The organism is Gryllotalpicola ginsengisoli DSM 22003 (assembly GCF_000419445.1).
GTDB classification, from domain to species: Bacteria; Actinomycetota; Actinomycetes; order Actinomycetales; family Microbacteriaceae; genus Gryllotalpicola; species Gryllotalpicola ginsengisoli.
Map to the genome: position 1 here is coordinate 75,007 of NZ_AULK01000002.1, position 22,299 is coordinate 97,305.

21 protein-coding genes are annotated in these 22,299 nt (G+C 68.9%); 11 read left to right on the plus strand and 10 right to left on the minus strand.

Annotated features, from left to right (window positions below; genetic code table 11):
* Positions 1–11 precede the first annotated feature (11 nt).
* From H563_RS0104880 to H563_RS0104895, 4 genes are read left to right on the plus strand one after another with little or no spacing between them, the layout of a single operon-like run.
* Positions 12–965, plus strand: coding sequence for an ABC transporter permease (locus tag H563_RS0104880; protein WP_022881482.1), 954 nt, complete (start codon positions 12–14; stop codon positions 963–965).
* The gene (locus H563_RS0104885; RefSeq protein ID WP_022881483.1) at positions 965–1,957 is read left to right on the plus strand and encodes an ABC transporter permease; all 993 of its coding nucleotides are present in this window, start codon (positions 965–967) and stop codon (positions 1,955–1,957) included. The genes H563_RS0104880 and H563_RS0104885 overlap by 1 nt, the downstream gene beginning before the upstream one ends.
* Positions 1,954–3,627: an ABC transporter ATP-binding protein gene (locus H563_RS0104890; protein WP_022881484.1), complete on the plus strand. Its 1,674-nt coding sequence runs from the start codon at positions 1,954–1,956 to the stop codon at positions 3,625–3,627. Before H563_RS0104885 ends, H563_RS0104890 begins: the two co-directional genes overlap by 4 nt.
* A gap of 34 nt (positions 3,628–3,661) precedes the next feature.
* Positions 3,662–5,089: an aminopeptidase P family protein gene (locus tag H563_RS0104895; RefSeq protein ID WP_022881485.1), complete on the plus strand. Its 1,428-nt coding sequence runs from the start codon at positions 3,662–3,664 to the stop codon at positions 5,087–5,089.
* On the opposite strand, the gene H563_RS0104900 is transcribed toward H563_RS0104895, so the two are convergent.
* The 8 genes from H563_RS0104900 to H563_RS0104935 all read right to left on the minus strand — a co-directional run bounded on the left by H563_RS0104900 (position 5,086) and on the right by H563_RS0104935 (position 14,340).
* Positions 5,086–6,237: an FAD-dependent oxidoreductase gene (locus H563_RS0104900; RefSeq protein ID WP_022881486.1), complete on the minus strand. Its 1,152-nt coding sequence runs from the start codon at positions 6,235–6,237 to the stop codon at positions 5,086–5,088. The genes H563_RS0104895 and H563_RS0104900 overlap by 4 nt on opposite strands.
* Entirely contained in the window at positions 6,234–7,211 is a 978-nt protein-coding gene (locus H563_RS15090) for an NAD(P)-dependent oxidoreductase (protein WP_022881487.1), read from the minus strand. The genes H563_RS0104900 and H563_RS15090 overlap by 4 nt, the downstream gene beginning before the upstream one ends.
* Before the next feature lie 7 nt (positions 7,212–7,218).
* Positions 7,219–8,370 (minus strand): NAD(P)/FAD-dependent oxidoreductase, encoded by a 1,152-nt coding sequence (locus tag H563_RS0104910; protein WP_022881488.1) that lies wholly within the window; start codon positions 8,368–8,370, stop codon positions 7,219–7,221.
* On the minus strand, positions 8,367–8,963 hold the full coding sequence (locus H563_RS0104915) for an isochorismatase family protein (protein WP_022881489.1): 597 nt from the start codon (positions 8,961–8,963) through the stop codon (positions 8,367–8,369). Before H563_RS0104915 ends, H563_RS0104910 begins: the two co-directional genes overlap by 4 nt.
* Positions 8,964–9,034: 71 nt before the next feature.
* On the minus strand, positions 9,035–10,636 hold the full coding sequence (locus H563_RS0104920) for an ABC transporter substrate-binding protein (RefSeq protein WP_022881490.1): 1,602 nt from the start codon (positions 10,634–10,636) through the stop codon (positions 9,035–9,037).
* 58 nt (positions 10,637–10,694) lie between these two features.
* Entirely contained in the window at positions 10,695–12,611 is a 1,917-nt protein-coding gene (locus H563_RS18275) for a dipeptide ABC transporter ATP-binding protein (protein WP_245556826.1), read from the minus strand.
* A complete protein-coding gene (locus H563_RS0104930) occupies positions 12,506–13,375 on the minus strand; it encodes an ABC transporter permease (RefSeq protein ID WP_022881492.1) in 870 nt (289 codons plus the stop codon). The genes H563_RS18275 and H563_RS0104930 overlap by 106 nt, the downstream gene beginning before the upstream one ends.
* Entirely contained in the window at positions 13,372–14,340 is a 969-nt protein-coding gene (locus H563_RS0104935) for an ABC transporter permease (RefSeq protein WP_033209700.1), read from the minus strand. Before H563_RS0104935 ends, H563_RS0104930 begins: the two co-directional genes overlap by 4 nt.
* A gap of 260 nt (positions 14,341–14,600) precedes the next feature.
* On the opposite strand from H563_RS0104935, the gene H563_RS0104940 reads away from it, so the two are divergent.
* The 7 genes from H563_RS0104940 to H563_RS0104970 all read left to right on the plus strand — a co-directional run bounded on the left by H563_RS0104940 (position 14,601) and on the right by H563_RS0104970 (position 20,695).
* Entirely contained in the window at positions 14,601–15,683 is a 1,083-nt protein-coding gene (locus H563_RS0104940; RefSeq protein ID WP_022881494.1) for an alpha-hydroxy acid oxidase, read from the plus strand.
* A gap of 25 nt (positions 15,684–15,708) precedes the next feature.
* On the plus strand, positions 15,709–16,386 hold the full coding sequence (locus H563_RS17250; protein WP_022881495.1) for a helix-turn-helix domain-containing protein: 678 nt from the start codon (positions 15,709–15,711) through the stop codon (positions 16,384–16,386).
* Positions 16,383–17,498 (plus strand): NAD(P)/FAD-dependent oxidoreductase, encoded by a 1,116-nt coding sequence (locus H563_RS15105; RefSeq protein ID WP_022881496.1) that lies wholly within the window; start codon positions 16,383–16,385, stop codon positions 17,496–17,498. The genes H563_RS17250 and H563_RS15105 overlap by 4 nt, the downstream gene beginning before the upstream one ends.
* Positions 17,499–17,508: 10 nt before the next feature.
* Positions 17,509–17,991 carry an NUDIX hydrolase gene (locus H563_RS0104955; protein ID WP_022881497.1) on the plus strand — a complete coding sequence of 161 codons (483 nt, stop codon included), beginning with the start codon at positions 17,509–17,511 and terminating at the stop codon, positions 17,989–17,991.
* Between the two features lie 99 nt (positions 17,992–18,090).
* Complete coding sequence (locus tag H563_RS0104960) at positions 18,091–19,017, plus strand: ABC transporter ATP-binding protein (RefSeq protein ID WP_022881498.1); 927 nt, start codon at positions 18,091–18,093, stop codon at positions 19,015–19,017.
* Positions 19,014–19,871 carry an ABC transporter permease gene (locus H563_RS0104965; RefSeq protein WP_022881499.1) on the plus strand — a complete coding sequence of 286 codons (858 nt, stop codon included), beginning with the start codon at positions 19,014–19,016 and terminating at the stop codon, positions 19,869–19,871. The genes H563_RS0104960 and H563_RS0104965 overlap by 4 nt, the downstream gene beginning before the upstream one ends.
* The gene (locus H563_RS0104970) at positions 19,868–20,695 is read left to right on the plus strand and encodes an ABC transporter permease (protein ID WP_022881500.1); all 828 of its coding nucleotides are present in this window, start codon (positions 19,868–19,870) and stop codon (positions 20,693–20,695) included. The genes H563_RS0104965 and H563_RS0104970 overlap by 4 nt, the downstream gene beginning before the upstream one ends.
* A 98-nt stretch (positions 20,696–20,793) precedes the next feature.
* Here H563_RS0104970 and H563_RS0104975 read toward each other — a convergent pair whose 3' ends face one another.
* The gene (locus H563_RS0104975; RefSeq protein ID WP_022881501.1) at positions 20,794–20,997 is read right to left on the minus strand and encodes a cold-shock protein; all 204 of its coding nucleotides are present in this window, start codon (positions 20,995–20,997) and stop codon (positions 20,794–20,796) included.
* Between the two features lie 87 nt (positions 20,998–21,084).
* Complete coding sequence (locus tag H563_RS0104980) at positions 21,085–22,212, minus strand: fatty acid desaturase family protein (RefSeq protein ID WP_022881502.1); 1,128 nt, start codon at positions 22,210–22,212, stop codon at positions 21,085–21,087.
* Positions 22,213–22,299: the final 87 nt, after the last annotated feature.

Sequence of the window (22,299 nt, forward strand, 5' to 3'; positions counted from 1 at the left end):
GCACGAGCGACGTGACGGTTCCCAACGCGGAGGCCTCCTTCGGCCTCACCGAGGTGGAGGCGGGCCCGGCCGCCTCCACCCCGGGTCGCGGACGTGTCGTTCGTGCCCTGCTGGCCAAACCCCAGGTCGTGGCGGCCGCGGGCTTCCTCGTGCTGCTCGTGCTGCTCGCAGTGCTCGCACCGGTGCTGACGGCGATCGAGGGCAGCGGGCCGAACGCGTTCCACAGCGGCGCAGTCGACTCTGACCTCGGCGGAATGCCGATCGGCGCCTTCGGAGGGGTGAGCGGCGCCCACTGGTTCGGGGTCGAACCGCAGACGGGGCGGGACATCTTCGCCCGCATCGTCTACGGCGCACAGGTCTCGCTGACGATCTCGCTCGCGACGACCGCGGTGACCACCGTGGTGGGTGTCGTGCTCGGCACCGTCGCGGGCTACTTCGGCGGCGTCGTCGACACCGTCATCTCCCGGCTCATGGACATCCTGATGGCGTTCCCTGCGCTGATCTTCATGATCGCGATCCTGTCGGCGCTGCCCGACGGCAACCGCACACTGCTTCTGATCTGCGTGTTGTCCGTCTTCGGCTGGCCGTACATCGCCAGGGTCATCCGGGGTCAGACGATGAGCCTGCGCCAGCGCGAGTTCGTCGAGGCGGCGCGCGTCTCCGGGGCCCGACTGCGCCACCAGTTGTTCGCGGAGGTCCTGCCCAATCTCCGCGGGACGATCATCGTGCTCGCCACCATGGCCGCCCCGGGCTACATCGGCACCGAGGCAGCGCTGTCCTTCCTCGGCGTGGGCGTGGTTCCACCGACACCCTCGTGGGGGCAGATGATCGCGGCATCCGTCAACTGGTTCACAGTCGACCCGACCTACTTCTTGATCCCGGGCGCCTTCCTGTTCCTCACGGTCATGTCATTCATCGTGATCGGCGACCATGCCCAGAAGGTGCTCGACGGGAGGGAAGCCTGATGGCCGGGTTCCTGCTGCGCCGCGGGCTCTTCGCCATCGGTGTCCTCGTGCTGATCAGCATCATCACCTACGGCATCTTCTTCTGGCTGTCGCCCGACCCGGCCGTGACCATCTGCGGCAAGGCCTGCACGCCCGAGACGATCGCCACCATCCGGCACGAGCTGGGGCTCGACCAGCCGTTCTGGCTGCAATACGTGCAGTTCGTGGTGCACTTCTTCGCAGGCACCGAGTACGGCACGGGGCCGACCGCGACGCCGTGCACGTTCCCGTGCCTCGGGTTCAGCTTCCAGACCCATCAGGCGGTCTGGTCGATGATTTCTTCGCGGCTGGCGGTGTCGGCGACGGTCGCCATCGGCGCCGCCGTGCTGTGGCTGCTCGCCGGCATCGTAGGGGGAGTGATCGGCGGCATCAAGCAGGGCACCTGGTGGGACCGGGCCGGGCTAACGGTGGCGCTCGGCAGCATCAGCCTGCCGAACTACTTCGTCGCGCTGATCCTGCAGTACCTGCTGGTCGTGCAGTTGCGCTGGCTCCCGTTCCCCAGCGCTGTGAAGTTCTCCGACAGCCCGACCCAGTGGTTCGCGAACTACCTGATGCCCTGGATCGTGCTCGCCTTCGGCTACGCGGCCATGTACCTGCGCCTCGTGCGCGCGAGCGTGATCGAGACGCTGAGCGAGAACTTCCTGCGCACCGCCCGCGCCAAGGGGCTGCCTTCGTCGCTCGTCATTCGCCGCCACGCGCTGCGGCCGGCCCTGACGCCGGTCGTGACGATGTTCGGCATGGACTTCGCGGCGCTGCTGGGAGGGGCCGTCATCGTCGAGACCGTGTTCGGGCTGAACGGGGTGGGCAAGCTGACGTCCGACTCCATCACGAAGAACGACCAGCCGGTCATCATGGGCGTGACGCTGCTGGTCGCATTCTTCGTGGTGGTCGCCAATCTCGTCGTCGACATCTTGTACACGGTGCTCGACCCGCGCGTGAGGATCCCCCGGTGAGCCCCCTGCTGAGCGTGTCCGATCTCACCGTCGCGTTCCGCGTCGGCGGCGAACGAACCGAGGTGGTGCGCGGCCTCGACTTCACGCTCGAACGCGGGCGCACGCTCGGGCTCGTCGGAGAGTCGGGTTCGGGCAAGTCGATGACGTCGTTGGCGATCATGGGCCTGCTGCCGCCCGGCGCCGAGATCAGCGGCGGCATCACCTTCGACGGCATCGAGCTGATCGGATGCAGCGAGCATCGGCTCCAGAAGCTGCGCGGCGAGCGGATGGCGATGATCTTCCAGGACCCGCTCTCCTCGCTGAACCCGTACTACACGGTGGGCTTGCAGATCGAGGAGACCTATCGCGCGCACCGCGGCGGCTCTCGGCGTGCTGCGCGCCGGGTCGCCATCGACGCGATGAAGCGCGTGCACATCCGTGACGCCGAGAGCCGGGTCGACCAGTACCCGCATCAGTTCTCCGGCGGCATGCGGCAGAGGATCATGATCGCGATGGCGCTGTGCCTCGAACCCGATCTGATCATCGCCGATGAGCCGACCACGGCGCTCGACGTGACAGTGCAGGCTCGCATCCTCGATCTGCTCGGCGAAGTGCAGCGCGCGACCGATGCGGCGATGCTGTTCATCTCGCACGACCTCGCCGTGGTCAGCCAGGTCGCCGACGACGTCGTGGTCCTCCGGCACGGCGACACCATGGAGGCCGGCCCGACCGAGCAGATCTTCTGCACCCCGGCCTCCTCGTACACGCAGGAGCTGCTCGATGCCATCCCCCGGATCAGCGACCCGCTCGAGGCACGTGACCGGCCCGCCGGGCCCGACAAGCAGCCCGCCGACGCCCCCGAACACGTCCCACTTCTCGACGTGCGCGGACTCAGCAAGGTGTACGGCTCGCGGACCCATCCGTTCACGGCCGTCGATGACGTCAGCTTCGAGATCGGCGAGCGGGAGACACTGGCCGTCGTGGGCGAGTCGGGGTCGGGCAAGTCCACGACCGCGCGGATGGTGGCGAAGCTGATCGAACCGACGACGGGGACCATCTCGTTCGCCGGCCACGACGTCACGCACGCCGACGCCGAAACCCTGGCTGCGTTCCGGAAGGATGTGCAGGTCGTCTTCCAGGATCCGTTCTCGAGTCTCAATCCTCGGCACACCGTCGGGCGCATCATCACCGCGCCGGGACGCTATCAAGGCGTCGACGCCTCGGCCGGGCGGCGGTGGGCCCAAGAGCTGATGGAGAGGGTCGGGCTCGACCCCGATCACATAGACCGGTATCCGTGGCAGTTCTCCGGAGGCCAAGCGCAGCGCATCGGCATCGCCCGCGCGCTCGCCGTGCGACCTCGGCTTGTGATCTGCGACGAGGCCGTTTCCGCACTCGACGTCTCCGTGCAGGCGCGCATCCTCGAGCTCCTCGCCGACCTGCAGGACGACTTCGGTCTCAGCTATCTGTTCATCGCGCACGATCTGGCGGTCGTGCGCCGCCTCGCCGACCGCGTCGCGGTGATGAACCAGGGCCGCATCGTCGAGTGCGGGTCGCGCGACGAGGTCTTCGAGTCTCCGCGCGACGACTACACGAGAACCCTGCTGGCGGCCGTGCCCACGATCCCGGCGGAGTGGGATGCGCGGCGCTTGCTGCATACGGCGCCGGTGCCCGTCGCATCCGATCACGGATGACCCGACTGCTCGCCTCGACCGGAAAGAAGAAGAGATGACCGACCTCACCACCGACCCCTACCGCGGCGTCGACCCTGCCACTCGGCCGCCGAAGCTGAGCGAGGTGCCGGCATTCGCCTCGTACATGGCGACCGGATGGGGTGAACCCGATCGGACGCCGCCGGTCGTCTCGGGTGCCGCTGACGCTGCGGCGGCCCACCGCGCCCGCCTTTCCGCCGCGTTCCCCGGCCGCACGCTCGCGATCGCCGCCGGCCGCGCCCCGGTGCGGGCCAATGACACCCTGTACTCGTTCCGTCCGCACACGGAGTTCGTCTGGCTGAGTTACGCCGCCATCGAGGACGCCGTGCTGGTGCTCACCCCGGCCGGCGCCGGCCACGACGCGACCCTCTATATCCCCAAGCCGGCGTATCCGAGCGACACCGACTTCTTCGCATCCGCCGCCCATGGCGAGCTGTGGGTGGGCGCGGCTCCGTCACCGGCGGACTGGAGCGAAGCGCTCGGGCTCGACGTCCGAACGACGGACGAGCTCGGCGACGTCCTCGACGATCCGCAGACGCTCATCGCGGGCGGCTTCGAACCGCCCTACGCCGACCGCGCGGGGGGCGAGTTGTCGCACGTGATCTCGCAACTGCGGGCCATCAAGGACGAATGGGAGATCGGCCAACTGCGCCACGCCGTCGACCTGACCGTCGGCGGATTCGCGGCGGTCGCCGCCGAGTTGCCGGCTGCGCTCGCCGGTCGCGGCGAGCGTTGGCTGCAGGGCACCTTCGATCGGCACGCGCGCACCTTCGGCAACGACGTCGGATACGCCACCATCGTCGGCAGCGGGAAGCACGCGCCGACGCTGCACTGGGTGCGCTGCGACGGTCCCGTCTCCCCGGAAGAGACGCTCCTGCTCGACATGGGCGTGGAGGCCACCAGCTTCTACACGGCCGACGTCACCCGCACGATCCCCACCTCGGGAGAGTTCACGCCGATACAGCGCGAGGTGCACGACCTGGTCGAAAAGGCACATCGCGCAGGTCTCGCCGAGGTCGCCCCCGGCCGACCCTGGACAGCGTTCCATCACGCCGCCATGGCGGTGATCGCACAGGGCCTCTCCGACTGGGGACTGCTTCCGGTCTCGGTGGACGAGGCGCTCTCACCCGCGGGTCAGCACCACCGGCGTTGGCTCGTGTGCGGCATCGGCCACCATCTCGGGCTGGACGTGCACGACTGCTCGGCGCTGACGCCCGTCGAGTCGCAGAGCGCCGCGATGGCCCCGGGCATGGTCCTCACGGTCGAGCCCGGGCTGTACTTCCACGCCCACGATCAACTCGTGCCGCCCGAGTTGCGCGGCATCGGCGTGCGCATCGAGCAGGACGTGCTGGTGACGCCGACGGGAGCGGAGGTTCTCGACGCCGCGCTTCCCATCGACGCGGCCGGGCTGGAGGCGTGGGTCGAGGCCCAGCGGCACCGCTAGAGCGGTGCCGGACCGGCGGCGAAACGGTCCGGGCGCCACGCGGTGATGTCGAGGTCGGTTCCGCCGTCCGCTGCGAGGTCGGCGAGAATCCGACCGATCACGGGAGCCATCTTGAACCCCCGGCCGGCGAATGCGGCCCCCGCGATCGCGCGGCCCGCGGGGTCGAGGGCGCCGACGAGGGGCTGGCCGTCCCTCGTGTACGAGTCCAGGTGCGTACCGGTGCGGATGACCGTGGGGACCAGGCCGGGCATCAGCCGCGCAACCAGTGCCTCGATGCGCTCGAGATCCTCGCGGGGAACGTGCAGTCGGTCGAGCTCGTCCGGGTCGTCGAACCGGGAGCGCGGACCGGCGAAACCGACCCGCACCGTGCCTGACCACAGACTCGGCAAACCGTATATGGTCTCCTCGCGTGTGTGGCGCGTGAACGTCGAGTAGCGGCCCACGGCGAACGCCGTGGCGTCCCTCGTCGGGAACCAGGTCAACAGCAGCCGGCCGAGGTCACCCCCGCCGGGCCCGGCGGGCAGCAACCGCCAGATCCAGGGGCCGACCGTGACGATCACGCGGCGCACGCGCCAGACCTGGTCGCCCGCGTGCAACGTGACCCCGTCCGAGTCCGGGTCGATCCGCGTGATCCGGCAGTCCTCGACGATGCGGGCGCCCCTGCCACGGGCGCTGTCCACGGCGGCGGCGATGGCCAGCTCGGGCCGGATGAAACCGGTGTGCTCGTTCCAGATCACGATGTCGTCGCCTTCGAGCACGTGCTGCGGATGCTTCCGCGCCATCTCGTCCCGGCTGAGCAGCACCGGCGCTTCTCCTGCCTCGGCGATGCGGTCGAGGAGCTCGCTCATTCCCGGTGCATCTTCGGGTCCTATCGTCAGGCCTCCGGTGATCGTGAGCAGCGAGAGGCCGCTTTCCGCCTCGAGTGCCCGGTATTCGCCTTCGGCGAGGGGCATGACGTCGCGAACCGCGTCCTCCAGCCAGTTCGAGCGGAACTGGCGGGCTTCTCCGACACCGGCGCCCAACTCGTGGCCCACGCGGAACTGCTCGAAACCGATGGCGCGCACTCCGCGTCGTGCCAGCTGCCACAGCGCCATGCTGCCCATGGTGCCGACCCCGACGACGGCCACTTCGGCATCCACCGCGCTCATGTCTCGAACTCCCCAGGGCTCGCGGCCGATCCGTGTGACGCGTCGATCGGATGCAGCGCGATTCGGTTACGCAGAGGCAGGCCCTGCCGCAGGCGGTCGGCCTGGTCGAGGATGAGCGCCGCAGCGCGGTCCCACATGCGATGCGTTCGGCCGGCGACGTGCGGAGTGATTGTCACGCCGGGCAGCCGCCAGAGCGGATGCCCGCCCGGCAGCGGCTCCGGGTCGGTGACGTCGAGCGTCGCCCGGATCAGGCCTGAGCGGACCGACTCGGTCAGCGCGGCCGTGTCGACCACGGGCCCGCGCGCCACGTTGACGATGAGCGTTCCCGGCCGGCAGGCGGCGAGGAACGCGGCGTCGACGAGGTGGCGGGTCGTGGCGTCGAGGGGGACGGCCAACACCACGATGTCGGCCAGGGCGGCGAGCTCCCGCAACGCGGAGGTCGGATGGACGTCGCCATCGGCATCGCGGCGGGCGGTACGGGCGACCCGAATAGTCTGCAGGCCGAGTGCGCGCAGCATCCGATCAAGCTCAGCGCCCACGCCGCCGGCCCCGACGATCATGACGGTCGCACCCTCTAGCCCGGGCGTGAAGCGCTGGTCCCAGGGCGGGGAGGGCTCGGTCTGTGCCCGGGCGAACTCGCCGAGCTCGCGCTGCGCGGACAGGATCAGTGCCAGAGCGTGTTCGGCCGTGGCCTTCTCATGCACGCCCTTGGCGTTGCAGAAGACCACATCACTGCGCAGCACCTCAGCGACACCGTCGTAGCCGAGGCTCAGCGACTGGACCGCGGTCACGGCCCTGTCGCCGACCACGCGAAGGGTCGACGCGGGGGCCATGTAGGGCATGACCGCGAGGCCGATGGGCCGGGCGGTCGGTGGGGCGCTCTGCATGTCCCAGATCAAATAGTCCGTGTCGGCCGGAGGTGAGCCGAGACGTTCGACCAGGGGACTGTCCGGCAGGGTGATCAGCAGGGTCATGGCGCGACTACATCTGCGCCGGCACGTGGCCGAGCGCGTGCTGGCTCGTCGTCGTGGGGGCAGGAAGCGGGCTGCGGAAGAAGCGATCCGGCGCGAAAGCGCCCCAGCGCGGGTCCTCCTCGCCGTCGAGGATCGCGGCGGCGGCGATGTCGCCCCAACGCGGCCCCCAGCCGACTCCGCCGTGCGAGACGGCGATGAATAGTCCGGGTGCGGAAGGGTGCCAGCCTACGACGGGGCCGCCGGGCGGCACCGGTCGCACGCCGACGGAGGCGCGCTCCGGCGCGCCGCCCGCCAGCTCTGGCAGCACCTCGGCCGCGGCCGCGAACACGGCGTTCGGGTCGGCGGCGTTGTAGCCGTGGCCCGTATAGGTGTCCTCCCCACGCCAGTGGATCGCGGCACCGCCGGAGGCGGTGGGGCGGATGTTCAACTCAGGGCCGTTGAGCACACTGCGCAGCGCGGTGGCGAGCGGGGAGCTGTAGACGATCAGCCCCGGCCGCAGATCAAGGGGCACGGGAGCGCCGGCGAGAGCGGCGACGTGGCTGGACCAGATTCCGGCTGCGGTGACGACGACGTCGGCCTCGTGCTCGCCGCTCGGGGTGGTCAGCCGCCACCCGCGGCCGGATTGGGTGAGCGAGGTCACCGGCGTGCCCGTGAGCACGCGCGCCCCGCCATCGGTCGCCCGGCGCAGCAGCGCGGTGATGAGCGCAGGGGCGTCGACCCAGCCTCCGCCGTCCTCGAGATAGACCGTCGACTCGGGCGGGATGCGCACACCGGGCTCGAACGCTGCGGCTTCGTCTGCGGTGAGACGGCGCACGGGCAACCCGAGGTCATGCATGGCCAGGTAGTCGCGCTCGAGCCGCGCCGCTGTCTGCCCGTTGGCCCACGTCAGGGTTCCCGTCCAGTGCATCCATCCGCCGCCGAGCTCGGCCTCGAGCTCGCGGAACCGCTCATGCGTGCGGCGACGGTAGGCGACCATGGCCGGAGTAGCGTTCGCAATCTGCGGGAAGGTGGAGAGCCAGGAGATCGACGACCCGCTGGTCCCGCCGCCCGGGCTGCCCGCGTCGAAGATGGTGACGCGGGCGCCACGCGCCGCAAGCCGATGGGCGATGTTCGCCCCCACCACACCTGCGCCGATGACGGCGACGTGCGGGGCGTTCATGCCGCCGCTCGGTTCGCCTCGAGAGCGGCGATGATCTGAGCGGTCGGGCGGATGCGGCCGAGATACGGCAGAGCCCCGGTGAGGGAGGCGCGGTGCAGTTCCGCCGTGCTCGCCGACATGGCGTCTTCGGCGAAAACGATGTCATATCCGAGGTCGTACGCCGCGCGTCCCGTGCCCTCGACGCCGAAGTTCGTCGAAATACCCGCGAGGATCACGGTGCGGATGCCGTGCCGGCGCAGCTGGTGGTCGAGGTCGGAGGCGTGGAAGGCGTTGAAGCTGCGCTTGGTGACGACCGGCTCGTTCGGGCGCCGTTCCAGGCGTGCGACGATACGGTCCCACCCCGCTTCGCGTTCCGGGATGTGCCGGGGCGCGTCGATCGCGGGGCGAACGGCGTCGGATTCGTCAGGCAAGAAGCTGGTGCGGACGAAGACGACGAAGCCGTGAGCCGCACGCAGCGACTCGGCCAGCTGCGCCACGCGGTCGACCACGTCGGAGGCCGGATGAGGTGCGGCGGCGTGGTTCGCCACGCTGTTCTGCATGTCGATCGACACCAGCGCGGTCGTGCGCGGGTCGAGTGAGAGTGGTTCGGGCATGGTTTCCGATCTATGTAGCCCGGGGCCGGCCGGACAGGAGGGCCGGCCGGCCCGGGAGCAGGTGGGGATGTCTACTTCTGGCTGATGTTGTCGACCCACATCCCGCTGTAGTAGAGCCCGTTGTAGTTCGAGTAGGTGAAGGGGCCGCGGATGGCCATGACGGTGTGCGGCCAGTACATGTTCACGTTCGGCACGTCGGCGGCGACCTTCTGCAAGACCTGCTGCATGAGGGTCGCTCGCTCGCTGTCGCTGCTGGACGCGAGCTCCTGGTTGATCAGCTTGTCGACCTCGGGGTTCTTGTAGTTCGACAGGTTGTACTGGTTCTCCACGGCGTGCGTCGACAGGTACTGGCTGACGATGAAGTCGCTCGGGTCCGGGTAGTCCGGGTTCCACTGCGCGATCTGGATCGTGAGGTCCTTGTGGGCGCTGATCAGCGTCACCCACTGGGCGTACGGGATCTCCTTGACCGTCAGCGTGATACCCAACTTCTTGAGGTTCTGCGCCAGCACCTGCAACGCCTGTCCGAGCTCGGGGCGGGAATCGGGGTAGCTGATGGAGGTGGAGAAACCGTCCGGCACGCTGGACTCGGCGAGCTCCTTCTTGGCCTCGGTCATATCGAACGAGTAGCTCGGGACCGAGGACAGGATCTTGTCGGTCTCGGAGTCGCTCGTCAGGTTCGTCCAGAAGCCAGGCGAAGTGATGGCGTTCGCCACGTCGGCGTGCTTGTCGAGCACGTTGTTCACGAACGACTTCGCATCCCACGCGTAGGCGAATGCCTTCCGCACGTGGATGTCGTCGAACGGCTTGGTGTCCAGGTCCATCATCAGCGAGACGACCGAAAGGCCGTCACCCTCGACCAGGTTCACCCCATCGAGCTTGGAGAACTGCGATATCTGGGACAGGGAGATGCCAAAGGAGCCGTCCACGTCACCGGAGCGCAACGCCAGCGCGAGGCTGCTGGGATCGGCGATGTAACTGAAGTCGACCTCCTTGATCGCCGGCTTCTTCCCCCAGAACTTCTGGTTGAGGGTCAGCTTGATCCCGCTGTCGGCCGAGTAGGTGTCCACCTTGTACGCCCCGGAGCCGATGATTTTGCTGCCGGGTGCGCCGTACTGGGATCCGGCTTTCTCGACCACGCTCTTCTCGACGATGGGCGCGAAGAGGGGGTCGTAGATCCAGGTAGCATCGGGCTGAGTGAGCGTGACCGTGACCTCGTGGTCGCCCGTGACGGCGACGCTCTTGAGCGTCTTGAAGTGCGAAATCGCCTGTGACGTGGAACCCTCGGCGACCATGCGGTTGAACGAATATGCGACATCGTCGGCAGTGACCGGATTGCCGTCCGAGAAGGTGGCGTCGGGGTCGAGCTCGTAGACGTAGTGCGTCGAGTCGGTCGCCTTCCAACTCTTGGCGATGCTCGGCTCGAGCTTCAGGTTCTTAAGCGTCACGAGGTTCTGATAGACGAGCGAATCCACGACCTCAGCGTTGGAGCTGAAGTCGCCGTAGGTGTCCAGGGCGCGCGGGGCGGAGGCGATCGCCCATTTCAGGGTGGTCTGCTGCGTCGAACTCGACGCGTTGGAGCCGGAGGAGCATCCGGCGAGTGCTATAGCGGCGGCGACGCCGACGGCGACCACGGCGAGACCGCGGCGGCGACCGGGTGAGTAGGTGGAACTCATGGCATCTGCTTTCTGTGGAGGGTTGGTGTGCGGGAGGAGCATTGAAAGTGGTGCGGATTCAGGCGGTGCTATCGAGACGGGCAGGTATGGACGAGAGCAGCTTCTTCGTGTAATCGGCTCGAGGCGCTTCCAGGACGAGCTCCGTCGGGCCGTTCTCCACGACGGCGCCGTGCCGCAGCACGTAGACGCGGTCGGTGACCTGCCGAACGACGGCGAGGTCGTGCGTGATGAAGAGGTAGGCGACGCCGAGTTCGGCTTGCAGACGCGTGAGCAGATTCAGGATCTGTGCCTGAACCGACACGTCGAGTGCGGAGACGATCTCGTCGCACACGATCAGTCGCGGCCGCCTCGCAAGCGCCCGGGCCAGTGCGACGCGTTGTCGCTCGCCGCCTGAAAGGGCGGAAGGCATCCGTTTCGCATATCCGGCCGGCAGGCCGACCAGTTCGAGCAGTTCCGCGATGCGCTTTGACGACGAGCCCGGTTCGCCGCTGAGCCGCACCGCCTCGTGCAACATCGCCCCGATGGAGCGGGCTGGACTGAGCGTGGAGTACGGGTCCTGGAACGCCATCTGCACGGTACCGCGCAGCCGTACCGCGGCGGAGTGTGGCAGCGCCCCGTAGTCGCTCGCGTCCTGTCCGTCGATGACGATGCTGCCGGTCGTCGGCGTCTCCAGACCGACGATGCATCGACCCAGCGTCGTCTTACCCGAGCCGGACTCCCCGACGATGCCCACGCTCTCGCCCGGCTGAACGTGCAGGGTGACCTGGCGTAGGGCGTCCACGTGGCGCCCGGCCCGGCTGAACCGCTTGCCGAGCTCTGACACGGCCAGCAGCGTCTCGCCGCCGCGCTCATCCGTCGCGGTCGCAGCGGTGCCGGGCGCAAGCGCGGGCACGCTCAGCTGCTCCCGGATCTCGTCGACGCGCACGCAGGCGCTCTCACGACCCTCACCGACAGGGGCGAGTGCCACCGGCGTAAGGCATTGCTCCGCGGCGAAGGCGCACCGCTCAGCGAAGGGGCAGCGGTCCAGCACATCCGCGGCACGGGGCACGGAGCCGGGCATCGAGCTCAAGCTGACGACGCGACGATCGGCGGGCGGGTCTGAATCGAGCAGGCCGCGGGTATACGGATGCAGTGGCAGTCGGGCCAGCTGCCGAGTCGGCGCCTGCTCGATCAGCCGCCCCGCGTAGAGCACGAAGATGCGGTCGCACATGCTGAACGCGACGCCGAGGTCGTGGGTGATGAGCATCATCGCCATGCCCCGCTCGCGCTGCAGTCCGCGCAGAAGATTCAGGATCTCGGCCTGCGTAGTGACGTCGAGCGCGGTCGTCGGCTCGTCGGCCATGAGCACCTGCGGGTTGGAGGACAGTGTGGCGGCGATGCCGACCCGCTGCCGCATCCCGCCGGACAGCTCGAACGGATACCGGTCGGCGACGGTGGGGTCGGCGATGCCCACCTCGGCCAGCCGACGCAGCTCCTCGGCGCGCGCCTCCCGCGACCGCAAGCGACGGCCTCGCTCGTCGCGCAGCGTCTCGCTGATATGCCGCCCGGCGCGCATCAGGGGATTGAGCATGGTGAACGGGTCTTGGAAGACCATCGCGAAGTCATCGTGCAGTCGGCGCCCCGGCCGGCCGGGCAGGAGTTCGCGGCCCTGATAGCGCACGCTTCCGGACGCGCGAACACCGTTAGGCAGGATGCCCATCAGGGCGCGGGCGGTCATGGACTTGCCCGAGCCGGACTCGCCGACGATGCCGATCACCTCTCCGGGCCGGAGGTCCAGATCGACGCCGGAGACGATCGGGCCCGCGGGGCCGGTGATGGTCAGGCCGGTTACTTCCAGCACCGGGGCCGTAGTGGAGAGCGCCGCTTCGGTCATCGGCTGTTCCTTCCGGTGAGGCGCTCGTGCAGCCAGTCGCCGACGATGTTCATACTGGCCGCCGTCAGAGCGATCGCGACGCCGGGGGCGATCGCCGTCCAGGGGTTGGTCGCGATGAGCTCGCGCCCTTCGGCGAGCATGCGTCCCCAATCGGCGGCGCCGGGTGCGACGCCGAGCCCGAGGAAGGACAGCGATGCGAGGGAGACGAGGCTGGTGGCGAAGTTGAGGAACGTCTGCGCGACCGTGAGCGGCATGAGGGTGGGCCAGATGTGGCCCAGCAGGATGCGTCGACCGGGCACGCCGAGCACGCGCAGCGCCTCCACATAGGGCAGCCGGCGCTGTGCGATGGTCGCTCCGCGAATGATGCGGGTGTCTCCCGGCGCCGTCAGGATCACGAGCACGAGTACGGCCTCCCAGTAGCTGCCGTTGAGCACGCCCACGATGACGATCGCGATGAGCAACTGGGGAACGGCGTACATGAGGTCGACCCAGCGCATCACGATGGTTTCGACCAGGCCGCCGCGGTACCCAGCGAGCAGGCCGAGCAGTGTACCGATCACCATGGCGCCGAGCGCGATGACGAGCGGCCCGGCGAGGGCGGAGCCGGCCCCGACGATGATGCGCGAGAAGACGTCGCGGCCGAGGTCGTCGGTGCCCAGCAGGTGGGCGGCGGAGGGCAGCTCCAGCGTCTGCATGAGGTCTTGCTTGCCGGCGGGGTAGGGGGCCAGCTGGTTTCCGGCGAGGGCGCAGAGCACGACGAGCGCGACGATGACGAACGAGGCCGCGACGACGAACCCGGGGCGCGCACGACGCGCGCGGCGTGGGGAGAGCAGCCCGGTGTCGGGAGCGGTGATGGTGCCGGTCACGCTGTTGCCGCCTTTCCTCGGGTGCGCGGATCGACGGCGAGATACGCGATGTCGACGAGGGTGTTGATGACGATGACGAAGACCGCGATGAGAACGGTGGCGCCCTGGACTACGGGGATGTCCTTGTTCTGGATGGAAGAGATCAGCAGTGTGCCGACGCCCTGCAGGCTGAAGGTCTCTTCGATGAGGACGGAGCCGGTGAGGGTCGAGGCGATCACGATCCCGGCGGCCGTGAGGATTGGCACGAGGCTGTTGCGCAAGCCGTAGACGAAGAGGATCCGCCACCAGCCGACGCCACGGCTGCGCGCGAAGCCGATCGCGTCCTGCTCGAGCGCGGCGATGAGTGCAGCGCGGGTCATCTTGGTCATCAGCGCGGTGCCGGCGATGCCGAGCGCGACGGCGGGCAGGGTGAGATGCCAGAGCCGGTCGGTGAACGTCGGGTCGCCCTGTCCGATGACGGGGAACCAGCCGAGCATTATCGCGAAAGCCCACAGCAGGATCAGCCCCGTTGCGAAAGTCGGCGCGCTGACGCCGAGCACGGTGAGTCCGACGGTCCCGCGGTCGATTCCCGTGCCTTTCTTGACGGCGGCCACGATGCCGAGCGTGAGACCGGCGACGACTGCGATGAGGAAGCCGAACACGCCGAGGAACAGGGTCACCGACAGCCGCGAGACGATGGCTTGGATGACGGGGACGTTGAGCATGATCGAGCGCCCGAAATCTAGGTGCACGGCGTCCTTCAGCCACAGCAGGTACTGCACGATGAACGGCTGGTCGAGGTGGTACTCGTGACGCATCGCGGCGACGACTTCCGGCGACTTGTCAGCGGTGCCGAGCAGGGCGTCGATGATGCTGCCGGGTGCGAGGTACTCGAGTGTGAACACGAGGAACGAGATCACCAGCACGAGGACGACCAACTCCAGCAGGCGCCGGAATAGGAACACGCCGACAGCGTGAGACCTCACGAGCAGCCTCCGTACACGATCGATTTACTGGACACAACGGGACGTTAGCCATGATCTTGAATACTGGACAGCGGTCGGGTGAATTCGTCTCGTGATCGAGATCGGCCCGAAATTTGCCGGAAATATGGCGAGATTCCAGGGTGCGAAGTCGAAGCGAAGCGTCGGCGTGTCCAGTATTTACAAACGTCACGGACTCTCGTACGCTCAGTCTCCGTTCGGGGCGTCCAGAATCTGAACAGCCTCGCTAAGGGAAGGACATCATGGCGGTCACGCGTCATCTGCCGACGGTGCGATCTGTGATCGCCGAGGCCAAGGCGAACCTCAGTCCGCGGTTGTTGGATTATGTGGAGGGCGGCTCGAGCGGGGAGTCCTCGCTTGCGGCCAACCGCGCAGCGTTCGGGCTGTGGTCCTTTGATCCCGACATGCTCACCGGACTCTCGCGTCCCCGACTGGGCATCGAACTGCTCGGCATGACTCTGCGCATGCCTGTCTTCGCGTCGCCGTTCGGATACGACAAGGCGCTGCATCCGGCCGGTTACGCCGCCGTCGCCCGCGCCATCGGAGAGGCGGGCATCACTGGCATCGTGTCGGAGAGCTCCTCCGACAGCCTCGTCGAGCTCGCCCCCGAGTTCGCCGGCCAGCAGGGCGGCGTGCAAGTGGCGCTCGTCGCGGAAGACGAGCACGTGCTCGGCTTCGAAGAGCGGGCGGCCGCCGCCGGGTACCGATTTCTCTGCTTCACGGATGCCCCGACCCGTGCTTGGCGCGAGCGGATGCGCGAGAACGGCCTGGACCTGAATCGCTACTACGGCCAGGGCAACTACGGACCGGGCGGTGCAAGCCGGCACGCTTTGGACGAGTTGATGAACTTCACCCAGCCGCGCTGGGACTGGAAGCGCCTCGAGACGCTCGCGGCAAAGATGACCCTGCCGTGGGTGCTCAAGGGCGTCGTCTCCGCCCGCGACGCACGCCGCGCGGTCGATGCCGGCGCTGCCGGCATCTACATGTCTGCGTACGGCGGCCGCAATCTCGACGGAATGATCGCCCCCCTGCGCCGGCTGGAGGAGGTCCGCGCGGAGGTGGGCCCCGACGTGCCGATCCTGATCGACAGCGGATTCCGGCACGGCACCGACATCGCCAAAGCGCTGGCGCTCGGCGCCACCGCGGTGGGCGTCGGCAGGCTGATGGCCTTCGGGCTCGCGGCCGGCTCTCACGAAGACCCGTCGCTGGGTGCCCGTACAATCCTCCAGCACCTGCATGATGAACTCGAGAGCGTCATGGGCAGCCTCGGCTGCGAAACGGTCGAACAGATCGACCGGCACCATGTGGTGCCGGCACAGCCGTGAGCAGCGGCCCGGCGAGGAGGACACGATGACGAACAGCGACGCCCCGGCGATCGCCCCGGGCCCCGCGCGCGAATCCGGCTTCTCTCCCTCGCTGCAAGAAGTCGGCGAGCGGGTGCGGCAGCGCCGCCGGGAACGCGGCCTTTCGCTCCGCGAGCTGGCGGGCCATGCGGGACTGTCCTCGAGCTTCCTCTCGCTCGTGGAACGCGGCGAGTGCTCGCTCTCGCTCACCTCGCTGTTCGCGATCTCGGCCGCACTCAGCATCACTCCGGCCGACTTGCTCGACTCCTCTCACACCGCTGAGCCGGCGCCTCAGGAATTCGCCCTGTGGCGCGCGGCAGCGGCGGCGGCACGACCGACCATGTCGGTCGGCGAACGGGAGTACTACCGGCTCCCGACGGCGTTCGACGGGCAGGAGCTCGACGCCCTCTACGTCCGCATCCACCCGACCTCCACCATCGCCCCGCTCGCCACGCACGAGGGCGAAGAATTCGCCTATGTCGTGCGCGGCTCGATGTGGTTGCGGCTCCGGGACCACGAGCTCGTGCTTGGCGAGGGCGACGGCGTTCACTTCTCGTCGGGAACCCCGCACACCATCGCGAACCTGACCTCGGAGCCCGTCGACGCGATCTGGGTCTCGACCCATTCCGCCCCGCACGAGCACGGGCTCGACGTGTCGCCGACGACAAGGACCGTGAAGCCGTGACCTCCGCACCGAGCGCGCCGTCTGCGCTTGTCATCGGTTCCGGCATCGCCGGCGCAGCAACCGCCTTCGCACTCGCGCGCCGGGGCAGCGCCGTCACCGTCGTCGATGCCGGCCACACCGGTCAGGCCACCGCGGCGAGCGCCGGCATCATTCAGCCGTGGTCGGCCTCGGGCGAGGGCCCTTTCTTCGAGCTCTACCAGGCTGGTGCCGCGTTCTACCCCGCGCTGCTGCGCACGCTTTCGGAAGCAGGCGTCTCCCGCACCGACTTCCGCCGCAGCGGCGCGCTTCTGGTGAACGAGGATGAAAACGTTCTCGACGACGCTGCGGCCCGCGTCATCCGACGCGCCGAGGCCGCCCCGCAGCTCGTCGGATCGGTCGAGCGCATCGACAATGCCGCCGCGCGGCGCCTCTTCCCGCCGCTCTCATCCGGGCTTAAAGCTGTGTACATCGCCGGCGGCGCTAGGGTCGACGGGCGCACGCTCCGCGATGCGCTGCTGCACGCCGCCGTCAGCCGCGGGGCGCAGGTCGTCGGCGGCTCGGTCGCCCTCAGCGACGACCGCGGCCGGGTTAGCGCCGCGGTCGACGGGAAGGCGGCGAACGCCGACGTCGTGGTGGTCGCCGCCGGGGCGTGGAGCGCGGCCCTCCTGGCGCCGCTCGGCGTACGGGTCCCCGTCTCGCCGCAGCGCGGGCAGATCACTCATCTGCGCCTCGCCGCCGAGACCGGGGATTGGCCCACAGTGCATCCGCTCTCGCATCATTACATCGTCGCGTTCGACGGCGGGCGCATCGCGGTGGGTGCCACGCGAGAGACGGGCACGGGGTTCGACCCGCGCGTGACGGCCGCCGGTCAGGCGCACGTGCTCAACGACGCCCTGGCGATCGCGCCGGGCCTGGCTGACGCCACGCTCATCGAGACGCGCGTCGGGCTGCGGCCGCTGCCGGACGGCTCGCTGCCGTCAGTCGGTGCCGTGCGCGGCATGGACGGCCTGTTCCTGGCGACCGGATACGGGGCGGCGGGGCTCACGATGGGGCCGCTGCTCGGCGACGCCCTCGCCCGTGCGATCCACGGTGAGGATGCACCGGAGCTCGAGCACACCGGATTGGGCGGATAGCGTAGACACCGTGCCCACCCCCGACTTCATCCTCAAGCTGCGCGAGAAGGTCGGGCACGACGAGCTCTGGCTCACCGGCGTCACCGCCGTCGTGCTGCGCGGCGAGGGGGAGGCGCGCGAGGTGCTGCTCGTCAAGCGCTCCGACAACGGCGAGTGGACCGCCGTGACCGGCATCATCGACCCCGGCGAGCAGCCGGCGGTCGCCGCCGAGCGCGAGGTGCTCGAAGAGGCGGACGTCGTCGCCGTCGCCGAGCGACTCGCCCGCGTCAACGCCGAGGACCGCGTCATCGTCTACCCCAACGGCGACCGCTCCCGCTATATCGACATCCTGTTCCGCTGCCGCTACGTCTCGGGCGAGCCGTACCCGGCCGACGGCGAGAACTCCGAGGCGGCGTGGTTCCGGCTCGACGCCCTGCCCGAGATGCGCGAGGACCACGCCGAACGCATCCGCATCGCCGCCTCGGACGAGGTCGCGGCCCGCTTCGTGCGCTGACGACCGGCCGCCGACAAGGCGACGCCGAGGGCGACGGATGCGGCCGGCTCATGCCGCGCCGCATGCCGATGTCATAGGCATCCGCTAGGTTCTGGTCTCGTGCCAACGCCTGTCATCACCGCCACCGACCTGGTCAAGCGCTTCGGCGATTTCGACGCGGTCAAGGGCATCTCGTTCGAGGTCGCGCCGGGCGAGTCCTTCGGGCTGCTCGGGCCCAACGGGGCGGGCAAGTCGACGACGATGCGCATGGTGGGCGCGGTCTCGCCGCGCACGGGCGGCGAGCTGAGCATCCTCGGGCTCGACCCCAACCGGTACGGGCCCGAGATCCGCTCGCAACTCGGCGTGGTGCCGCAGAGCGACAACCTCGACGTCGAGCTGCCCGTGCTGCAGAACCTCATCGTCTACGGCCGCTACTTCGGCCTGCCGCGTGCGCTGGTGAAGCAGCGCGCGGGCGAGCTGCTCGAGTTCGCGCAGCTGACCGACAAGGCGAAGACGAAGATCGACGACCTGTCCGGCGGCATGAAGCGGCGGCTCACGATCGCGCGGGCGCTGATCAACGACCCGCGCATCCTGCTGCTCGACGAGCCGACCACCGGCCTCGACCCGCAGGCGCGGCACATCCTCTGGGATCGCCTGTTCCGCCTCAAAGAGCAGGGCACGACGCTCGTGCTGACCACCCACTACATGGACGAGGCGGAGCAGCTGTGCGACCGCCTCGTCGTCGTCGACAAGGGCCAGATCATGGCCGAGGGGTCGCCTGCCTCGCTCATCCGCCGGTACTCGAGCCGCGAGGTGGTCGAGCTGCGCTTCGGCTCCGCCCGCAACGCGTCGGCGGCCGAGCAGCTCGCCGGCGTCGGCGAGCGCATCGAGGTGCTGCCCGACCGGGTGCTGATCTACGCCGACGACGGCGAGCGGGCGCTCGAGGCGGTGCGCGGCCGCGGCCTCGAGGCGATCACCTCGCTCGTGCGGCGCTCCTCGCTCGAAGACGTCTTCCTGCGGCTCACCGGGCGGAGCCTGATCGAATGACGACGGCGACGACGAACGATTTCGACGGGCCCAGCACGGATGCCTCGGCCGCAGCCCTCCGCGCGGCCCTGCGGCCGCGCCGCTTCGGCGCCCTCTACGTGCTCGAGCACCGGCTGCGGGCCGCCCGCCAGGCGTGGACCTCGTTCGTGTTCCCCGCCCTCGGCACGCCGGTGCTCTACCTGTTCGCCATGGGGCTCGGGCTCGGCTCGCTGATCCGGCAGGGTTCCGGCAGCGTCGACGGGGTGTCCTACCTCGTGTTCGTCGCGCCGGCGCTGCTGACCGCGGCCGCGTTCCAGACCGCGTCGGAGGAGTTCATCTTCCCGATCCGGGTCGGCTTCAAGTGGAATCCGATCTTCTTCGGCATGAACGCGGCGCCGCTGTCGCCCGGGCAGATCATCGACGGCAACGTGCTGGCCACGAGCGTGCGCGTCGTGCTGAACGGGCTGGTCTACTTCGCGCTGATGGCCCTCTTCGGCGCGGTGCCGTCGGGCTGGGGCGTGCTGTCGGTGCTGGCCGCGCTGCTCACCGCGCTGTCGTTCGGCGGCCCGCTGTGCGCGTATATCGCCTCGCTCGACAAGGAGGCCAGCCAGGAGACGCTCGTGCTGCGCTTCGTCGTGATGCCGCTCACGCTGTTCTCCGGCACCTACTTCCCGCTCGCGCTGATGCCGGTCTACCTGCAGTGGATCGGCTGGATCTCGCCGCTGTGGCACGGAACGCAGCTGGCCCGCGACCTCACCTACGGCGCCGGGGAACCCGGATGGCTCGTCGCCGTGCACCTGGCGTATCTCGTCGCGACCTTCGTCGTCGGCTGGCAGCTGGCCCGCCGCATCGCAGGGAAGAGGTTGAACAAGTGAGCGCAGTCGAAGCATCCGTTCGCGCCGAAGGCCGCTCGTCGCGCTGGCTCGGCTCGGTGTTCGCCGGCAACCCGGGCGCGGTGATGTCGCGCAGCTGGTTGGCGACGCGCTCGACCAACTGGCTCGTGGTCGCCTCGGGGTTCCTCGAGCCGGTGCTCTATCTGCTGTCGCTCGGCGTCGGCCTCGGCACGCTGATCGGCACCGTCGACACCGGCGGCCGGCAGGTCAGCTACGCGGCGTTCATCGCGCCGGCGCTGCTGGCCACCTCGGCGATGAACGGCGCGGTCATGGATTCGACGTTCAACGTGTTCTTCAAGCTCAACTTCGGCAAGCTCTACGAGGGCATGCTGGCCACCCCGCTTGGGCCCCTCGACGTGGCGCTCGGCGAGATCCTGATGGCGCTGCTGCGGGGGGCGCTCTACGGGCTCGCGTTCATGGGCGTGATGGCGGCGGTCGGGCTCACCCTGTCGTGGACAGCGCTGCTCGCGCTGCCGGCGCTGCTCATCATCGCCTTCGGCTTCGCGAGCCTCGGCATGGGCGTGGTCAGCTTCATGAAGACCTTCACGCAGCTCGACTGGATCTTCTTCGTGCTGCTGCCGATGTTCCTGCTGTCCTCGACGTTCTTCCCGATCACGGTGTACCCGCCGGCGGTGCGGATCGTCATCGAGTGCCTGCCGCTGTGGCACGGCATCGAGCTCGTGCGCGGCCTGACCACGGGGGTGATCACGCCGGCGCTGCTGTGGCACGTGGTCTACTTCGCCGGCATGGTCGCCGTCGGCCTGGTGCTCGCCACCACTCGGCTCAAGGCGCTGTTCCTCAAGTAGGGCGAAACAGGGCTCCAGCGGCAGCAGGCCGTTAACGACCGATCGCGCCGGGCCCGCGGTTGCGGGACCCGACGCGATCGTGAGGCTGAAGTCAGTCTTTACAGGGGGCGGATGTTCGCCGCCTGCAGACCCTTCGGGCCGCGCTCGGTGTCGAATTCGACCTTCTGGTTCTCGGACAGCTCGCGGTAGCCGCTGCCAGAGATTGCCGTGAAGTGGGCGAAGACATCGGCGGAGCCGTCGTCAGGGGCGATGAAGCCGAAGCCCTTTTCGGAGTTGAACCATTTGACGGTGCCGGTGGCCATATCGTCGTCTTTCTATTTTTCTACTGTCACGAACCGCGGATGCGGTCCGATTCGTCCGCCGCATCTGTGCTGCGAACGCCTTGCGCATTATGCGCGTCGGTATTGGGTGACCACAGGGCACACGAACGGGTCGCGAGCCTGCAGTCCGACCCGATTGAGGTAGGCGATCACGATCGCGTACGACTCGGGCAGGGTCGCCTCAGTATAGGGGACTCCCGTGGCCAGGCAATGCCTGCGCACGATGAGACGCGCGCGGGAGAGGTGCGGGCGCGGCATGCTGGGGAACAGGTGGTGCTCGACCTGGTAGTTCAGGCCGCCGAACATGGCGGTCGCCCACCAGCCGCCGCGGATGTTGCGCGAGGTGCGCACCTGCTTGCTGAAGAAGTCGAGGCGGGCGTCGGCCGGCACGATCGGCATGCCCTTGTGGTTGGGCGCGAAGGAGGCGCCCATGTACACGCCGAACACCGCGAGCTGCACGCCGAGGAACGCGGCGGCCATGCCGGGCGGCAGCAGCCAGAGCAGCGCGGCGAAGTACAGCACGAAGCGGGCGGCGATGAGCACGATCTCCGTCTTGCGGTGCTTGACCTCGTCGCGGCCGAACAGCAGTTTGAACGACGTGACGTGCAGGTTCACGCCCTCGAAGGTGAGCAGCGGGAAGAACAGGTAGCCCTGCCGGCGGGTGATCCAGGCCAGCACGCCGGTGGCGCGGGCCGCGTCCTCCTCGAGGAAGGAGATCGTGTCGACGGCGATGTCGGGATCCTTGCCGACCTGGTTCGGGTTGGCGTGGTGGCGGTTGTGCTTGTTCAGCCACCACGCGTAGCTCATGCCGATGACGAAGGTGCCGAGGAAGCGGCCCAGGCGGTCGTTGGCGGGGCCGGTAGCGAGGATCTGCCGGTGCGCGGCCTCGTGCGCGAGGAACGCGAACTGGGTGAGGATGAGCCCGAGCACGGCGGCCAGCAGCAGCTGGAACCAGCTCTCGCCGAGCAGCACCATGCCGGTGATCACGGCGGCCGAGGCGACGAGCAGGGCCGCGACGACGAGGCCGTAGAAGCCGGGGCGGCGGGCGAGCAGGCCCTCCGCCTTCACCTGGCGCGACACCTCGGTGTACGAGACGGCCGGGGCGTCGGTCGGATCGCCGGCGGCGGTGGCGCGGATCGCGCCGAGCCGGCCTTCCAGAAGTCCGGCAGAAGTGATGGTCGAGATGAGGTCATCCATCCGATCAGCGGCCCGGGGGCCGTATTCGCGCCAAAGGCAGGTCGCCGATCGCTACTGCCAGCCTAGGTGCGCCGGAACCCGTGAAAC

Bases quoted from the DNA above. Each gene is read 5' to 3' on its own strand.
- H563_RS0104885 (WP_022881483.1), top strand. From the start codon at position 965: ATGGCCGGGTTCCTGCTGCGCCGCGGGCTCTTCGCCATCGGTGTCCTC.
- H563_RS0104895 (WP_022881485.1), top strand. From the start codon at position 3,662: ATGACCGACCTCACCACCGACCCCTACCGCGGCGTCGACCCTGCCACT.
- H563_RS0104900 (WP_022881486.1), bottom strand. From the start codon at position 6,237: ATGAGCGCGGTGGATGCCGAAGTGGCCGTCGTCGGGGTCGGCACCATG.
- H563_RS15090 (WP_022881487.1), bottom strand. From the start codon at position 7,211: ATGACCCTGCTGATCACCCTGCCGGACAGTCCCCTGGTCGAACGTCTC.
- H563_RS0104910 (WP_022881488.1), bottom strand. From the start codon at position 8,370: ATGAACGCCCCGCACGTCGCCGTCATCGGCGCAGGTGTGGTGGGGGCG.
- H563_RS0104915 (WP_022881489.1), bottom strand. From the start codon at position 8,963: ATGCCCGAACCACTCTCACTCGACCCGCGCACGACCGCGCTGGTGTCG.
- H563_RS0104920 (WP_022881490.1), bottom strand. From the start codon at position 10,636: ATGAGTTCCACCTACTCACCCGGTCGCCGCCGCGGTCTCGCCGTGGTC.
- H563_RS0104940 (WP_022881494.1), top strand. From the start codon at position 14,601: ATGGCGGTCACGCGTCATCTGCCGACGGTGCGATCTGTGATCGCCGAG.
- H563_RS17250 (WP_022881495.1), top strand. From the start codon at position 15,709: ATGACGAACAGCGACGCCCCGGCGATCGCCCCGGGCCCCGCGCGCGAA.
- H563_RS0104965 (WP_022881499.1), top strand. From the start codon at position 19,014: ATGACGACGGCGACGACGAACGATTTCGACGGGCCCAGCACGGATGCC.
- H563_RS0104975 (WP_022881501.1), bottom strand. From the start codon at position 20,997: ATGGCCACCGGCACCGTCAAATGGTTCAACTCCGAAAAGGGCTTCGGC.
- H563_RS0104980 (WP_022881502.1), bottom strand. From the start codon at position 22,212: ATGGATGACCTCATCTCGACCATCACTTCTGCCGGACTTCTGGAAGGC.